General features: G+C 48.4%; 11 protein-coding genes and 1 pseudogene. 7 read left to right on the top strand and 5 right to left on the bottom strand.

Annotated features, from left to right (window positions below; translation table 11 throughout):
- Positions 1-33: 33 nt before the first annotated feature.
- The 3 genes and pseudogenes from gloB to HMPREF3050_RS03580 all read right to left on the bottom strand — a co-directional run bounded on the left by gloB (position 34) and on the right by HMPREF3050_RS03580 (position 2,188).
- Positions 34-783 (bottom strand): hydroxyacylglutathione hydrolase, encoded by a 750-nt coding sequence (gloB, locus tag HMPREF3050_RS03585; RefSeq protein ID WP_070773480.1) that lies wholly within the window; start codon positions 781-783, stop codon positions 34-36.
- 56 nt (positions 784-839) lie between these two features.
- Positions 840-945: pseudogene (locus HMPREF3050_RS14765) on the bottom strand (IS5/IS1182 family transposase); the annotation flags it as partial.
- Positions 946-1,060: 115 nt separating this feature from the next.
- Positions 1,061-2,188, bottom strand: a complete 1,128-nt coding sequence (locus HMPREF3050_RS03580; RefSeq protein ID WP_003742946.1) for a PilT/PilU family type 4a pilus ATPase — start codon at positions 2,186-2,188, stop codon at positions 1,061-1,063.
- Between the two features lie 187 nt (positions 2,189-2,375).
- Here HMPREF3050_RS03580 and HMPREF3050_RS03575 point away from each other — a divergent pair, with 187 nt between their 5' ends.
- The 5 genes from HMPREF3050_RS03575 to HMPREF3050_RS03555 all read left to right on the top strand — a co-directional run bounded on the left by HMPREF3050_RS03575 (position 2,376) and on the right by HMPREF3050_RS03555 (position 9,981).
- Positions 2,376-3,077, top strand: a complete 702-nt coding sequence (locus HMPREF3050_RS03575; protein ID WP_070773479.1) for a 5'-methylthioadenosine/adenosylhomocysteine nucleosidase — start codon at positions 2,376-2,378, stop codon at positions 3,075-3,077.
- A gap of 141 nt (positions 3,078-3,218) precedes the next feature.
- Positions 3,219-5,012: a translation elongation factor 4 gene (gene lepA, locus HMPREF3050_RS03570; protein WP_070773478.1), complete on the top strand. Its 1,794-nt coding sequence runs from the start codon at positions 3,219-3,221 to the stop codon at positions 5,010-5,012.
- A complete protein-coding gene (gene lepB, locus HMPREF3050_RS03565) occupies positions 5,012-6,031 on the top strand; it encodes a signal peptidase I (RefSeq protein WP_070773477.1) in 1,020 nt (339 codons plus the stop codon). Before lepA ends, lepB begins: the two co-directional genes overlap by 1 nt.
- A 398-nt stretch (positions 6,032-6,429) precedes the next feature.
- Positions 6,430-8,379, top strand: a complete 1,950-nt coding sequence (locus HMPREF3050_RS03560) for a hypothetical protein (protein WP_070773476.1) — start codon at positions 6,430-6,432, stop codon at positions 8,377-8,379.
- Positions 8,380-8,517: 138 nt separating this feature from the next.
- Complete coding sequence (locus HMPREF3050_RS03555) at positions 8,518-9,981, top strand: surface lipoprotein assembly modifier (protein WP_070773475.1); 1,464 nt, start codon at positions 8,518-8,520, stop codon at positions 9,979-9,981.
- Between the two features lie 200 nt (positions 9,982-10,181).
- On the opposite strand, the gene HMPREF3050_RS03550 is transcribed toward HMPREF3050_RS03555, so the two are convergent.
- The gene (locus tag HMPREF3050_RS03550; protein ID WP_070773474.1) at positions 10,182-11,192 is read right to left on the bottom strand and encodes an SPFH domain-containing protein; all 1,011 of its coding nucleotides are present in this window, start codon (positions 11,190-11,192) and stop codon (positions 10,182-10,184) included.
- Positions 11,193-11,553: 361 nt separating this feature from the next.
- On the opposite strand from HMPREF3050_RS03550, the gene HMPREF3050_RS03545 reads away from it, so the two are divergent.
- Positions 11,554-12,375: a DUF6850 family outer membrane beta-barrel protein gene (locus HMPREF3050_RS03545; RefSeq protein ID WP_003759018.1), complete on the top strand. Its 822-nt coding sequence runs from the start codon at positions 11,554-11,556 to the stop codon at positions 12,373-12,375.
- A 183-nt stretch (positions 12,376-12,558) separates the two neighbouring features.
- Here HMPREF3050_RS03545 and HMPREF3050_RS03540 read toward each other — a convergent pair whose 3' ends face one another.
- The gene (locus tag HMPREF3050_RS03540; protein ID WP_003765161.1) at positions 12,559-12,957 is read right to left on the bottom strand and encodes a DUF350 domain-containing protein; all 399 of its coding nucleotides are present in this window, start codon (positions 12,955-12,957) and stop codon (positions 12,559-12,561) included.
- A 256-nt stretch (positions 12,958-13,213) separates the two neighbouring features.
- Between HMPREF3050_RS03540 and HMPREF3050_RS03535 the strand changes: the two genes are divergently transcribed.
- A complete protein-coding gene (locus tag HMPREF3050_RS03535; protein ID WP_070773473.1) occupies positions 13,214-14,728 on the top strand; it encodes a polyamine aminopropyltransferase in 1,515 nt (504 codons plus the stop codon).
- Positions 14,729-14,778: the final 50 nt, after the last annotated feature.

The raw sequence follows: 14,778 nt of genomic DNA, 5'->3' as shown, positions 1-14,778 counted from the left end.
GCCTTGTCCTGATTTAAATTTAATCCACTATACTCAAAACCGGTTTTTCAATTCCCGCAGCGCCGCGAACACTTCCAAGCCATTGTTCAGCCCCCGCCCCGCCAATTCCTCAACCCGTTCGCGGACTTGGGGCAAATCGACCCGTAAAAACGGATTGATTTTGCGTTCATGCGCAAGGGTTACGGGCAGGGTCGGCGTATGTTCCGCCGCGCCTAAAGCCGCTTGAATATCGGGATTCTCCGGTTCGATAAATTCGGCGAAACGCAGATTGGCGGCGGTGTATTCATGCGCAGGATAAAACAGCGTTTCTTCGGGCAGCTGATTGAACCTTTGGAAACTGTCGTACAACTCCTCTATCGTTCCCGTAAACACCCTGCCGCAGCCGGCGGAGAATAAGGTATCGCCGCAGAAAACGTGCAGACCTTCGGCGTTTTCCAAAAGATAGCTGACGTGGCGGTCGGTATGGCCGGGCGTCGCCCACACGGTGACCAGCCCGTCGCCGAAGGAAAACTGCGTACCTGCCGTCACCGTATGCGTTGCCACATCGATATCCGTCTCACCGTACACGGGCGATTCCATAAAGCCGTTTTTGAGGGATTGGACTCCGCCAATGTGGTCGTGATGCAGATGGGTAACCCAAGTTTGCGCCAGCATCAGGCGGTTGCGGACGAGGAATATCAAAACGGGCGTGGCATCGGACGGATCGACGCAGGCGGCGTGGTTGCCATCTTGAATCATCCAAATGTAGTTGTCGTTTAGGGCTTGGACGGGTGTAATTTTCATAGGATTTCTTTTGTAGGGTAGTGGTTTGAGATGCGGCTGAACCATGAAGCCGTATGGTATAGTGGATTAACTTTAAACCAGGACGGCGTTGCCTTGCCGTACTATCTGTACTGTATCTGCGGCTTCCGCCTTGTCCTGATTTAAATTTAATCCACTATATTTACAAAACAGTTTAACAGAAATGGCTTGAACGTTATTGGTATGCCTGATCGGCACAGACAAAAAAGGTCGTCTGAAAAGTGGTTTTCAGACGACCTTTGCTCATTTCCGACAACTTTTAAATCAGTTCCAAATCCGGGCCGGCGTTTTGGGCGCGGCGGCTGCGCAGTTGGATGTCCAAACGCAGGTCGTGGGCGGAGTCAGCGTTTTTAATGGCGTCTTGGAAGCTGATGTCGCCGCGTTCGTACAGCTCGTAAAGCGCTTGGTCGAAGGTTTGCATACCCATGGCGGTAGATTTTTTCATCATTTCTTTAATGCCGTGGATTTCGCCTTTTTGAATCATCTCGGAAATAATCGGCGAATTGAGCAGGATTTCCACTGCGGCTACGCGTCCTTTGCCGCCTTCACGGGGAATCAGGCGTTGTGAGATGAAGGCTTGCAGGTTGAGCGACAAGTCGGTCAAAAGCTGGGTGCGGCGCTCTTCGGGGAAGAAGTTGATGATGCGGTCGAGCGCCTGGTTGGAGTTGTTGGCGTGCAGCGTGGCGAGACAGAGGTGGCCTGTTTCGGCGAACGCCAAGGCGTAGTCCATGGTTTCGCGGTCGCGAATCTCGCCGATGAGGATGACGTCCGGCGCCTGACGCAGGGTGTTTTTCAGCGCGGCAAACCAGTTTTCGGTATCCACGCCGACTTCGCGCTGGGTAATGATGCTTTTTTTGTGTTGATGGACGAACTCAATCGGGTCTTCGATGGTGATGATGTGGTCTTGGCAATTTTCGTTGCGGTGGTCAACCATCGCGGCGAGCGAGGTGGATTTGCCCGAGCCGGTACCACCGACGAAAATCACGAGGCCGCGTTTTTTCATCACCACGTCTTTCAAGACGGGGGGCAGATTGAGGCTGTCGAAATTCGGGATTTTGCTGGTAATGGAGCGGAACACCAACGCCGTCGCGCCGCGCTGCACCATCGCATTGACACGGAAGCGGCTGGTGTCGGGCAGGCTGATGGCGAAGTTGCATTCGTTGGTGGAAGAAAACTCTTCGATTTGTTTGGTGGACATAATCGAAAAAGCGATTTCCATACATTTTTCGGAGGTCAGCGGCTCGTCGGTAATCGGCGTGATTTTGCCGTCCACTTTCATCGCAGGCGGAAAATTGGTCGTGATAAAGAGGTCGGAGCCTTTGTATTTGTTCATATGGCGCAGCCAAGTGAACAATTCGTCTTTTGCGCTGGGAGGATTGGTCATCATGATATTGGATAATTTCGGTGGTTATTTTATTAAAATGGATTATATCAAATAAATCATGATACATAAAAATGGCAAGATTACCGTATCGAATAATAGGACAGGCGGGCAATATGGCGGATTCAATACGGGTATGGAATGCCGCCGCTACTGTTATAATACCGCCCACAATTTCATGGAAAGGTAAAAAATGTCTGTACAAACAGTAGCGGTCATCGGCGCGATGGAGCAGGAAATCGAGCTTTTGCGCGAAGCAATGGATAATGTCAAAAGCGTGTCTTTCGGTAAGTTTACCGCCTACGAAGGCGAGATAGCGGGCAAACGCATGGTGTTGGTATTGAGCGGCATCGGCAAGGTCAACGCTGCGGTTTCAACGGCTTGGGTTATCCATCAATTCGCGCCTGACTGCGTCATCAATACCGGCAGCGCAGGCGGCTTGAGCAAGGGTTTGAAAGTCGGCGACGTAGTAGTCGGCACGGAAATCGCGCACCATGACGTCGATGTAACGGCGTTCGGCTATGTTTGGGGACAAGTGCCGCAACTGCCCGCCGTATTTGTTTCAGACGACCTCTTGGTCGGCAAGGCAAAACAAGCGGCGGAAGTGTTTGAAGGCGCGGCGGTAGAGCAAGGTTTGATTGTCAGCGGCGACCGCTTTGTACACAGCAGCGAAGGCGTGGCAGAAATCCGCAGCCACTTCCCCGAAGTCAAAGCGGTGGAAATGGAAGCGGCGGCGATTGCGCAAGCCTGCCACCAGTTGAACACCCCTTTCGTCGTGATCCGCGCGATGTCCGACTCGGCGGACGAAAAAGCGGACATCAGCTTTGAAGAGTTTTTGAAAACAGCGGCTGCAAGCTCGGCGAAAATGGTGGAAAAGATTGTCGCGTCGCTGTAAAACACGCATAAAATCATGCGGAAACAGTAAATTTCCGCTAGAATGTCAGGCTATTTCACTTTACCTGAAGGTCGTCTGAACGGTCTATTTGATTTTCAGACGACCTTTTCAGAATCACTGCTTATCTTTCAAAATAACAATATGAAAAATATCCGAAACTTCTCCATCATTGCCCACATCGACCACGGCAAATCGACGCTTGCCGACCGCTTCATCCAATACTGCGGCGGCTTGGATTTGCGCGAAATGAGTACGCAGGTGCTCGACTCCATGGACATCGAAAAAGAGCGCGGCATCACCATCAAAGCGCAAACCGCCGCGCTCAACTACAAAGCACGCGACGGACAGGTGTATCAGCTCAACCTGATTGACACGCCGGGACACGTCGACTTTTCTTACGAAGTTTCCCGTTCGCTGTCCGCCTGCGAAGGCGCGCTTTTGGTCGTTGACGCATCGCAAGGCGTGGAAGCGCAAACCGTGGCGAACTGCTACACCGCGATTGATTTGGGCGTGGAAGTCGTGCCTGTTTTGAACAAAATCGACCTGCCCGCCGCCGACCCCGAACGCGTGGAACAGGAAATCGAAGACATCATCGGCATCGATGCCATCGGCGCGGTACAATGTTCCGCCAAAAGCGGCATCGGTGTGGAAGACGTTTTGGAAGAAATCGTTGCCAAAATCCCCGCGCCGACCGGCGACGAAAACGCGCCGCTGCAAGCGGTTATTGTCGATTCGTGGTTTGATAACTACGTCGGCGTGGTCATGCTGATTCGTGTGAAAAACGGCACCATCAAGCTGAAAGACAAAGTGCGCTTTATGAGCACCAAGGCGGAAACGCAGGTCGAGCAACTGGGCGTATTCACACCGAAATCGGTTCAAAAACAAGAACTCAAAGCCGGCGAAGTGGGCTTTTTGATTACCGGCGTGAAAGAATTGGGACAGGCGAAAGTCGGCGATACGGTGACTTTGGTTGCCAACCCCGCTTCTGAGCCGCTGCCCGGCTTCCAAGAAGTACAAAGCCAAGTATTCGCGGGACTCTACCCCGTGGAAAGCCACGACTACGAAGCTTTGCGCGACGCTTTGGAAAAATTGCAGCTTAACGATGCTTCGTTGAAATTCGAACCTGAAGTTTCTCAGGCATTGGGCTTCGGCTTCCGCTGCGGCTTCTTGGGTCTGCTGCACTTGGAAATCGTGCAGGAACGCTTGGAGCGCGAGTTCGACATGGATTTGATTACCACCGCGCCGACGGTGGTTTACGAAGTCGTGTTGAAGAGCGGCGAAAAAATCGAAGTCGAAAATCCGTCCAAACTGCCCGACATCGGCAGCATCGAAACCATTCTCGAGCCGATTATTACCGCGACCATCCTCGTGCCGCAGGAATATGTCGGCAACGTCATGACTTTGTGTAACCAAAAGCGCGGCGTGCAGGTCAATATGCAGTACATGGGCCGTCAAGTCATGCTGACTTACGACTTGCCTATGAATGAAGTCGTGATGGACTTTTTTGACAAACTCAAATCTACTTCGCGCGGCTATGCCTCGCTGGACTACCATTTCAAAGAGTTCCAACCGTCTGATTTGATTAAGCTCGACATCATGGTCAATGGTGAAAAAGTCGATGCCTTGAGCCTGATTGTTCACCGTCAAAGCGCGGTTCACCGAGGCCGCGAGCTGGCAGCGAAAATGCGCGAGCTGATTCCGCGCCAAATGTTCGACATCGCCGTCCAAGCCGCCATCGGCAGCCAGATTATCGCCCGCGAAAACGTCAAAGCCCTGCGTAAAAACGTCTTGGCGAAATGTTACGGCGGCGATATTACCCGTAAGAAAAAACTTCTCGAAAAACAAAAAGCAGGCAAACGCCGCATGAAACAAGTGGGCAACGTGGAAATCCCGCAAAGCGCGTTCTTGGCGATTCTGCAAGTGAGCGACAAATAATGAGCACAAATTTAATCTACGGCGCGATCGTCGCCATCGTTATCGGCATTTTCCTTTATTTCATAAGCAGCAAAGAACGTCAGGAAAACGGAGAATGGAGCTCCGGCCTGCAATGGGCGTATCTTTTGTGCATGATTGGCGTTTTCGGCATCCTGTCTTTTTACATGAGCTTTACCGCCGTATTGCTGATATTTGTCGTATTCACCGGCATCGTTTGGGCAATCCACAAAGGTCGTCTGAAAAAAGATCCGTCGCACCAGGACAAAGCCCACTTTACCGACTACATGAGCGGCTTTTTCCCGATCATCCTCGTCGTCTTCATCCTGCGCACCTTTATCGCCGAACCATTTCAAATCCCGTCCAGCTCCATGCGCCCGGGCTTGGTTAAAGGCGACTTCATCCTTGTGAACAAATTCGCCTACGGCATCAGAACCCCGATTATCAACAACGTCCTGATTCCGACCGGACAAATCGAGCGCGGCGACGTCGTCGTGTTCAACTACCCCGTCCAGCCTGAAATGAACTACATCAAGCGCATCGTCGGACTACCGGGCGATACCGTTGAGTACCGCGACAAAGTCCTGACCGTCAACGGACAAGTTGCCCCCGACCAACCGAACGGCACCTACTCCTACCCCGACGATACCGAACCGTCCGCAATCCACAACCCCGAACTTTTTCAGACGACCCTCAACGGCAAAACCTTCAACATCCTGAAAGAGCCCGGACAACCCTCCGTCTTCATTCCCTCGCTCGACAACTACCGCATGAAAATCATGCCTGAAAACGGTTATTCCGTCGAACAAAGCGGTTTGGAACACTGCCAATACGCCGAAGACGGCAGCGGCTTTAGCTGCAAAGTGCCAGAAGGCCGCTACTTCGCCATGGGCGACAATCGCGACAACAGCGCCGACTCCCGCTACTGGGGTTTTGTAGACGACAAACTTATCGTCGGAAAAGCCTTCTTCGTGTGGATGAATTTCGGCGATTACAGCCGCATCGGCAGCAGCATCCAATAAGTTGCCCGTTTCATTCCGATAAAACACAAGGTCGTCTGAAAACTGATTTTCAGACGACCTTGTGTTTTATGGTAATTCTTAACGAATAAACCTCCCCTCTCTTCCTTACTTCAACTGTGACATCCTTAAATTTCATATAGCAAAGTTTACTCGTGCAAAAAATACATTCAAATTACTCATTTACCATTTTTAACTGAGCTTAATCAAACCCGAATATTTGTATTTGTTTATAATATTACGATAGCGTAAACACTGCTTATGTTTGTTTTTATCACCTACGAAATCACTGCTTATTATTTTTAAAATATTGCGTAGCAAGTCTAGATCAGAATGGTAAGACCATACTGATTTAAACTTAAACTACTATGAATTTATTTTTCAACCAGTAAGGATTATTTATGCACACTCAAAATAAATCACCTATTACTCATTTTGTTCTAAGCAGTATTTGCGTTGCAATTTTAGCAGCCTGCGGCAGTTCAAATGGAGGTGGAGATTCACCCAAAAATCTATCTGTAGCCCCAAAAAACAACGTCAATAAAGATGACGCAAAAAAAGACAATACCAACAAAAACAACTCTAGTAAGGATAATGCGGACAAAGGTACTACCAATAAAGACAATTCTAACAAGGTTAACACTGACAAAGGAAATGCCGACAAAAATAATGCCAATAAAGATAATAAAACTAACACTAACAAAGAAACATTATTATTAAATAAAGGCATTCAGGATAAACTGACCACACTAAAACTAAGTGATGTAATAAAAACTGAACAATTCAATCAAACTGAAGTGAATACCGGTTTCATTGCAAATAACTTAAGTGCGACCCCATTATTAGAGACAGCTAAAGGTCCACATGATCACCCTACCTCTCACCTTTTGACATCCGCTTATAGAAAAGATAAAACCAAACTTTTACGCCCTCAAACAGTTATATTAGGCGGTGTAGCAACGCGTTACTTTACTAACTATACAGATGGTTATGTTGCGAAGAGAGCCGGTTATGATGAGATTGATACGCCATTAAGTGCAAAAAATCTGATTGGTGTAGATAAACGCAATAAAAATGGCATCTTAGTTAAAAATGGCAGAAGCGTTAACATCTTAGATCAAACTGCCAGCAAACTGGAATTAGATAGTGTAGGCGGTAGCCGTTATACAAAATGGTTTAATAATTTTGCTACTAATGCCGATAATGAAACTGAATTGGATAAAGGCCGCCGTGTATTAACAGATGTGAAATACAAATTAGATGCAAATAATAATCCTGTATGGACTGTAACTACCGAACCCAGCAGCGGTTATCAATATGCACATTCTTTAAATCGTTATTTTAACAATAATCCAGACGATGAATTATATGTTAACCAAAACGGTGAATATGCATATCGTTTTACATTAAAAAAATCAACTACATTTGAAGTCAGTGCAGAATCAGCAAAAAATCATCCGGAACGTGCAGAGGCACTCAAAGCATTAGGGTGGTCTGCTGGCAAGCAATATCACTTCGCACCAGGTAGCTACTTTATGGTTACACAAAAAGATGGCAGCCTAAAAATTGTAGCCGATAACGGACAAATGACGCAGGTATCCTTATATTCAGTCCATGTCGGTATTGATGACAATAAAGCATTGGGTGCATTCCAAAATAAACGTGTAATTGCCGAAATGTTCAGTGCATTAAACTATGGCAAGACAAATGAAATTCGTGCGATTTATACCTATGACGTTGGACAAGCCAATGGCTTCAACCAACAATATCTCTCATTAAATGCATGGCGCTATAAAAATGGCGATGGCACTTATGGACTCAATAATCCTTTTAACATCAGCATTTTCGACCGAGTTGCTACTGAAAATGGTATAGTTGCCAATGTCTATGACATGAAGACTAAAAAAGGTTTATCTGCCAAATATACAGGCGTTGCCTATTCCAGCCGAGATGGTAAACAAGACGGTGTGATGAATATGACTGCACAGTTCCATGAACCAGATATGGCTTACAACAATACTATTTCAAGCAATAACGTTACCTTCAATGGCGCGATTACCAACCGTCGCCTAGATGACAAACGTAATGTATATTTTGCCAGCGGTAATGTAAAAACAGAGAGTGGAATGCCTTCTGCAAGCGCGGGTCGAAAAGTTTCTCTAGTGGGTAGAAACCAAGTTGCTCAAAATGTTACTGTCTGGATGGAAGGAAAAAAACCAGGTGAAAATAAAGTAATTTATGGTCAAGGTAACGTACGTTTTGCCGGTCCAAATGCTGAAGAAGTCGGTGGTTTGTTAAAAATTACTACCAGCCATGGCGAAAACAATATCGGTTTCATTGGCAAACGCTAAGACGCTTACCCAAAGAAATAAGCAGCAGAAGCTTTGCATCTGCTGCTTATTATTTTCCAAGCAAACCCCTCTGCAAATAAACAAAGCGCAATTGGAGGGGCAACTTAAAATATCCTGAATTCTCTGAAAAATATACTCATGAAATCTAATCAATTCATTTTTATTGCGGGCATATTATTTCCCATAATGGTTACTGCCGAAACAATTGCTAACCCTGAAACTGAAGCCGATCGCCAAATGGAAAGGATACAAGAAATGGCCATTCCTAAACCACCGGAGGTAGGCACCTCCCTTTTGAATGGTGTCAAGACTTCTTTGAATGAGCATACTCAGACATTGACATTAGATGATCTAGCCAAACAACCAGAGCTGGCCGAACCTTTGTTAAATCAAGCATTGCAAGCGCGAAACTATATTGCTGCAGAGCAGCTCTTGCCTATATATCGTAAATGGGATAGGCATGACCCTATTTTATTGGATTATGCGCAAGGCGCAATTTGGCGTTCGCAAGGAAAGCATAAAAAAGCCATTACACTTTACCGTAATATTCTTGTTCGACATCCTAATCTTGTTGCCGTCCGTCTAGACTTGGCTGCTATGCTTTATGAGGATAAGCAAACCCGTAATTCACAACATGAATTTAATGCTGCCAAAAAACAAGGTTTACCAGAAGATGTCCTTCCTACTATTGCCCTTTATGAAAACGCTATGGGGCAAAATAAATGGCAATTTTCAGGCAGTCTGAGTTACACCCAAGACAACAATATCAACAACGTTTCAGCTGAGCGTGAAATCCATCTTCCTCAATTTGATAACTTGGCTTTTGAAAAAAATTCTGACTATCTGCCACAAAAAGGGCATGGTTTTACCTACGCCCTATCCGTTGATCGCGATATCAATCTCAAAGGCAACCATTATTTCGCTCTTTCAGGCGATGTCGACGGCGTCAGCTATTGGGATAATCATGATTATGATGATCAAACGGCAAAAGTCAGTCTAGGTTATAAAAATAAAAGTTTTAAAACAGATAGTTTTGTTATGCCATTTTTAGAAAAGCGTCGCTACGGAAATCATCCTTATTACACGCGTACAGGTGTAGATTTAGGTGCTTCACGTTGGATAAAACTAAATTTACGTCTATCTGCCAACGGAACCTTTGCACAAAAAGATTATGCCTATACCAAACAACAAGGGAAAGATTATCAGATTGGATTTGGGACGACCTACCTGATGAATGATAAAACCTATTTCTTAGGAGGTTTGAGTTATGCGCGTGACAAAGTTGAAAATTTCGCAGGCAGCAGCTCCAAACGGATAGGAGGTTACTTAGGTTGGGGGCAAATTTGGGGTGAAAATTTCAATAGTCGCCTTATCATCAATCACTACAATGAACGCTTTGATGGAAAACATTACGTCTTTACCGACCGTCATCGTACAGATAATGTCGTGGTTACCAATTTAAGCCTCTGGCACAATAAACTGAGTTTTCTAGGAATTACGCCGAGATTAAATTGGCGATATACAAACAATAACAGCAATATTAACGAACTTCATAGTTATACAAAAAATCGTGTATTTATAGATTTTGAGAAAACGTTTTGAAAAAATTTGATATACACGCACTTTAACTAAATCTATCGAACTTAGTTAAAGGGTCGTCTGAAAGCACATCGGTGCATACAGCAATTAAAAAAGCTGAGTCCTGTCACATACAGAACCCAGCTTTTTATTTAATCCACCAAAGCAGGCTTTTATGAGTGTCCAATATTTTGAAGCCTAGTGTTTTCAGACGACCTCTTTCCTCAGCCGATCAACTGTTTCAACACTTCCGCTTTGGCTTTATCGTAATCCTCTTGGGAAATCAAACCACCGTCCAACAGGGATTTGAGTTTCGCCAATTTTGCCTGCGGATCTTCAGAGGTCGTCTGAACGCTTTGCGCGGGTTGTGCTGCCGGCTGCATCATGCCCGCCATCGCGCCAGCCATTGCCTGACCGACGCCTGCGCCTACGCCCAAGCCTGCGCCGATTCCGGCAAGTCCGCCTTCGTTTTGCGCGGCGAGCGGGATGGATTCGGCGGTTTGGTATTGGGTGTAGCGTCCCAAGTCGCCGATGACACCCATGGAAATTTTCTTATCCAACGCTTCTTGGATGGCGGCAGGCAGAGTGATGCTTTCGACGGTAAAGTTTTCCAGCGTCAAGCCGAGTTTGGCAAATTCCGCGCCGAGCAATTCGCCGATTTTTTGCGACAGCAAAACCTGGTTTGCCGCCATGTCCAAAAACGGAATGCCGGAGCTGCCGAACGCCGCCGCGAGTTGGGTGACGGCAATATTGCGCAACTGGTTTTCCAACTCGACACCGCTGTATTCTGCCGCTACGCCGCTGACTTCTTTGAAGAATTTTGCCGGATCGCTGATGCGGTAGGCGTACATGCCGAACGAGCGCAACTGCACCGCGCCGAACTCGGCATCGCGTACGGTAACGGGTTGCGACGTCCCCCATTTTCGCGCAAGCTGTTGTTTGGTATTGAAAAAGTAAACGTCGGATTTAAACGGGGATTCAAAGAGTTTGTCCCAGTTTTTCAGGTTGGTCAGCAGCGGCAGCGTTTGCGTGTTGAGTGTATAACGGCCCGGTCCGAACACGTCGGCGGTTACGCCTTCGTCGACAAACATCGCCATCTGCGCCTCGCGCACGGTCAGGCTCGCGCCGTTTTGGATTTCCTCGTCGGCAATCGGGAAACGCCACATCAGCAGGCTGTCGTCGGGATTCGGCCATTGGATGACGTCGATAAACTGTTTCTTGATAAAGTTGAACATTGCGGTTCCTTATTTTGAAGAATGGGTAACTTGTCGGTTGTAGACATGACATAAGGGCAGAAAACGTATGTTTTCTTCAACCGATTATAAAATCAGGTTAAACACCGGCATTCTTAAGAATATCGGCATAGCGTCGGACTGCTTGCCGCCTGTGCTTTGTGTACACGGTCAGATTTACGCTATTTCGGGGATTTTCGCCACTAATCGAAAAATGCCCATCGGGAAAATCGTCGGATGAAAAATCTGAGCGGTTGATATATCCACCAAGCGGTAATTGTTGGGTTTTGTTGGGTCATTATAGAATGGTTAGTGCAATTTCTCTAACTTATCATATTGATTCTAACAAAGAAAAGGAATATACATGCAAAAAACTACCCATTTCTGCTTCGCCGTTTTGGCATTGTCAGCCGCCGTCTGCACACAGGCTGCCCGTCCTGTCGAGTTTACCGTGGGTACGGAATATTACAAAGAGAATTATCGGGAATATAAAGACGGCGAGCGCCTTATGCGCCAAAAGGGAAACCTGTGGTCTCTGACAGGTGGCGTCAAATATCGCTTTAACGACCGCCATGCGGCAAAATTAGAAGGACGCTACTCCCGAGGCAAGTCGGATTACACAGGAAGGTATCAGGACGGAAGAGGCAATGTAACGGAATACGGCACTGCCACGTTCAACGGCTCTCCGCGCCGCGTCTATGATGTCCGTGCCTTATATGAATATACGCACCCGATTAACGACCGTGTCAGCCTGACAGCCGGAGCAGGCGTGGGTCACCGCGTTTTGAAAGATTTGGGTTCCCGCGTCGTAGCCAACAATTACGACCGCAAAAACCGGACCACTTATGCGCAAATCAATGCCGGTGTAAACATTGCGCTTCCTGCCGGTTTCGAAGTTTCACCCAATATCGCCTACAACCATTCCCTGAGAGGCCGTCAGCATTCTTATCGCGCCCATCAGGACATTGAAATGAAACAGTCGAGCGGACACGGCATCGAAGTCGAAGTACCCGTATCTAAAAAATTCGCCAACGAATCTAAAATAAGCGTCGTTCCGTTTTATCGCGGCTGGAAAGTCAAGAAATCGGATACGGCCCTCGTCTATCTGCCAGACGGTATATATGGTTCAACCGAACCTAAAAACTACACCCATGAAGCTGGTGTAAAAGTACGGTATACGTTCTGATGCACTGATGGTGCGTTTACCTTTTCAGACGACCTTGCAGACAGGCAGGTCGTCTGAAATTTTTAGTATAGTGGATTAAATTTAAATCAGTACGGCAAGGCGAGGCAACGCCGTACTGATTTAAATTTAATCCACTATATTTATGGAAACACACAACTTTCTGAAACCAAGAAAACAGAAACATCAGGTCAGACAAGCCGCATTCAAGATGCCGATGGATACGGACACCGCGCCAAACAGCGCGCCGACGGCGACGTTGTTGCCGATAAGTTCTTCCGTTGCGCCTTTAATCATCATCGTGGCGGCGAAATACACCAAAATCTGAATCACCGCCGCCGCAAGACCCCACAGGATAAAATCAACGAAACTGACGCTATGGGCAATGCTGGATGCGAGCGTCAAACAAAATCCAACCAGCGCGCCGCCAAACGACAAGGCGCAGGCAAGATTGCCGTTTTTAATCAGCCGCAATTCTTCCGCAGGCGTAATCCGCAGATACACCGCGCCGAAAACGGCAGTCATCGCCACCCCCGCAAGCATATATTGCAGGTAAAGCAGGTATTGGGGCAGGGAAATACTCACGATAGGGCTTCCTCGGTATTTTGATATAATGGATTATGCCACAACTCTAAGCCATCTGAAATTAAAGGGGACGCACCACAAACCGGCCCTTCCTTAAAAAACGGTTTTGGACTCGAAAAACCATACATTCAACACCCAAGGCAGCGCGGCAGGATACGTATTTCTGTTCAAAACATACCGTTTTACACATCAAGCCCCACCATTGTCGAATCATCCGTTTTTCAGATTTCAGACGACCCTATAAAACGCCCACACCATGACCGCCAACCGCACCCTCATCATCTCCGTCTTCATCGTCGCCAGTTGCGGCCTCGCCTACGAACTCATCATCGCCGCGCTGGCGAGCTATCTTTTGGGCGACAGCATTTTGCAGTTTTCCTCCGTCATCGGACTTTATCTTTTCTCGATGGGCATAGGCGCGCACCTGACCCGCTACATCAAAGACGAAGACGTGTTGCACCGCTTTATCGAAATCGAACTTTTGGTCGGCATCATCGGCGGCATTTCCGCGCTGGCATTGTTCGTCGCCTTCGGTCTTTCCGCCGCCCCGTTCCGCACCCTGCTCTACGCCTTCGTGCTGATTGTCGGCGCAGTCGTCGGCATGGAAATCCCGTTGGTGATGCGCGTGTTAAACCGCAAAGGCGCAGAGTTTAAAGAACTCGTTGCCAAAGTCCTGACCTTCGACTATTTGGGCGCACTCGCCGTTTCCCTGCTCTTTCCGCTTCTCCTCGCCCCCAAACTCGGCATGGCGCGTTCCGCCCTCTTGTTCGGCATCCTCAATGCCGCCGTCGCCTACCTGACCGCACGCGTATTCAAAGCCGAACTGCCCCGCTACCGCGCCATCCGCCTGCGCGCGCTGATTGTCTTGTCCGTCCTCGCCGTCACCTTCGCCTACGCCGACCGCATCTCCTTCAAAGCCGAACAAAGCTATTTCGGCGATCCTATCGTCTATCAAAGCCACTCGCCCTACCAGCGGCTCGTCGTAACCCGCTGGAAAGACGACACCCGCCTCTACATCAACGGCAACCTGCAATTCTCCTCGCGCGACGAAGCCCGTTACCACGAAGCCCTCGTCCTGCCCGCCATGCAGATGGTTCAAAACGCCGCCCGCATCCTCATCCTCGGCGGCGGCGACGGATTGGCGGCGCGCGAAGTCTTGAAATACCCGCAGGTCAAACACGTTACCCTGGTCGATTTAGACCCCGACATGACCGCCACTTTTAAAACCTCCGCCACCTTAAGCGCGCTCAACCAAGGCTCGCTGTCCCATCCCAAAATGCACGTCGTCAACGACGATGCCGCCAAATGGCTGGAGGGGTCGTCTGAAAAATTCGACGTCATCATCATCGACCTGCCCGACCCGTCCAATTTCTCGCTGGGCAAACTCTACTCCGTCCCCATGTACCGCCTCGTCGCCCGCCATCTTCAGCCGCAGGGTAAAATCGTCGTCCAATCCACCTCGCCCTACTTCGCCCCCAACGCCTACTGGTCGGTCGTCGCCACCCTCGAAGCCGCCGGCCTGTCCACCGCGCCTTACCACGTTTACGTCCCCTCCTTCGGCGAATGGGGATTTGTGTTGGCAGGCTTCGATAAGCAATTCCCCGTCCCGCAGAAATTCGACGTCCCTACGCGTTATCTGAACGCCCAAACCGCCGCCGAAATGTTCCGCTTCCCGCCCGACATGGCAAGGCGCAAGGTCGAGCCGAACTATCTGAACAACCAAATCCTCGTCAGCTATTTCGAAAGCGACTGGCGCAACGTAACCCGTTGAGCCGCTTCCCCAAAACAAAGGTCGTCTGAAAACCATTTTCAGACGACCTT

It is taken from the genome of Neisseria sp. HMSC065D04 (assembly GCF_001815675.1).
Classification (GTDB): domain Bacteria; phylum Pseudomonadota; class Gammaproteobacteria; order Burkholderiales; family Neisseriaceae; genus Neisseria.
The sequence above is the reverse complement of the archived record's forward strand: the minus strand, read 5'-3'. Positions and strand labels throughout refer to the sequence as shown.

Excerpts from the sequence above, each read along its gene's own strand:
- gloB (WP_070773480.1), bottom strand. The coding sequence starts at position 783 with ATGAAAATTACACCCGTCCAAGCCCTAAACGACAACTACATTTGGATG.
- HMPREF3050_RS03580 (WP_003742946.1), bottom strand. The coding sequence starts at position 2,188 with ATGATGACCAATCCTCCCAGCGCAAAAGACGAATTGTTCACTTGGCTG.
- HMPREF3050_RS03575 (WP_070773479.1), top strand. The coding sequence starts at position 2,376 with ATGTCTGTACAAACAGTAGCGGTCATCGGCGCGATGGAGCAGGAAATC.
- lepA (WP_070773478.1), top strand. The coding sequence starts at position 3,219 with ATGAAAAATATCCGAAACTTCTCCATCATTGCCCACATCGACCACGGC.
- lepB (WP_070773477.1), top strand. The coding sequence starts at position 5,012 with ATGAGCACAAATTTAATCTACGGCGCGATCGTCGCCATCGTTATCGGC.
- HMPREF3050_RS03560 (WP_070773476.1), top strand. The coding sequence starts at position 6,430 with ATGCACACTCAAAATAAATCACCTATTACTCATTTTGTTCTAAGCAGT.
- HMPREF3050_RS03555 (WP_070773475.1), top strand. The coding sequence starts at position 8,518 with ATGAAATCTAATCAATTCATTTTTATTGCGGGCATATTATTTCCCATA.
- HMPREF3050_RS03550 (WP_070773474.1), bottom strand. The coding sequence starts at position 11,192 with ATGTTCAACTTTATCAAGAAACAGTTTATCGACGTCATCCAATGGCCG.
- HMPREF3050_RS03545 (WP_003759018.1), top strand. The coding sequence starts at position 11,554 with ATGCAAAAAACTACCCATTTCTGCTTCGCCGTTTTGGCATTGTCAGCC.
- HMPREF3050_RS03535 (WP_070773473.1), top strand. The coding sequence starts at position 13,214 with ATGACCGCCAACCGCACCCTCATCATCTCCGTCTTCATCGTCGCCAGT.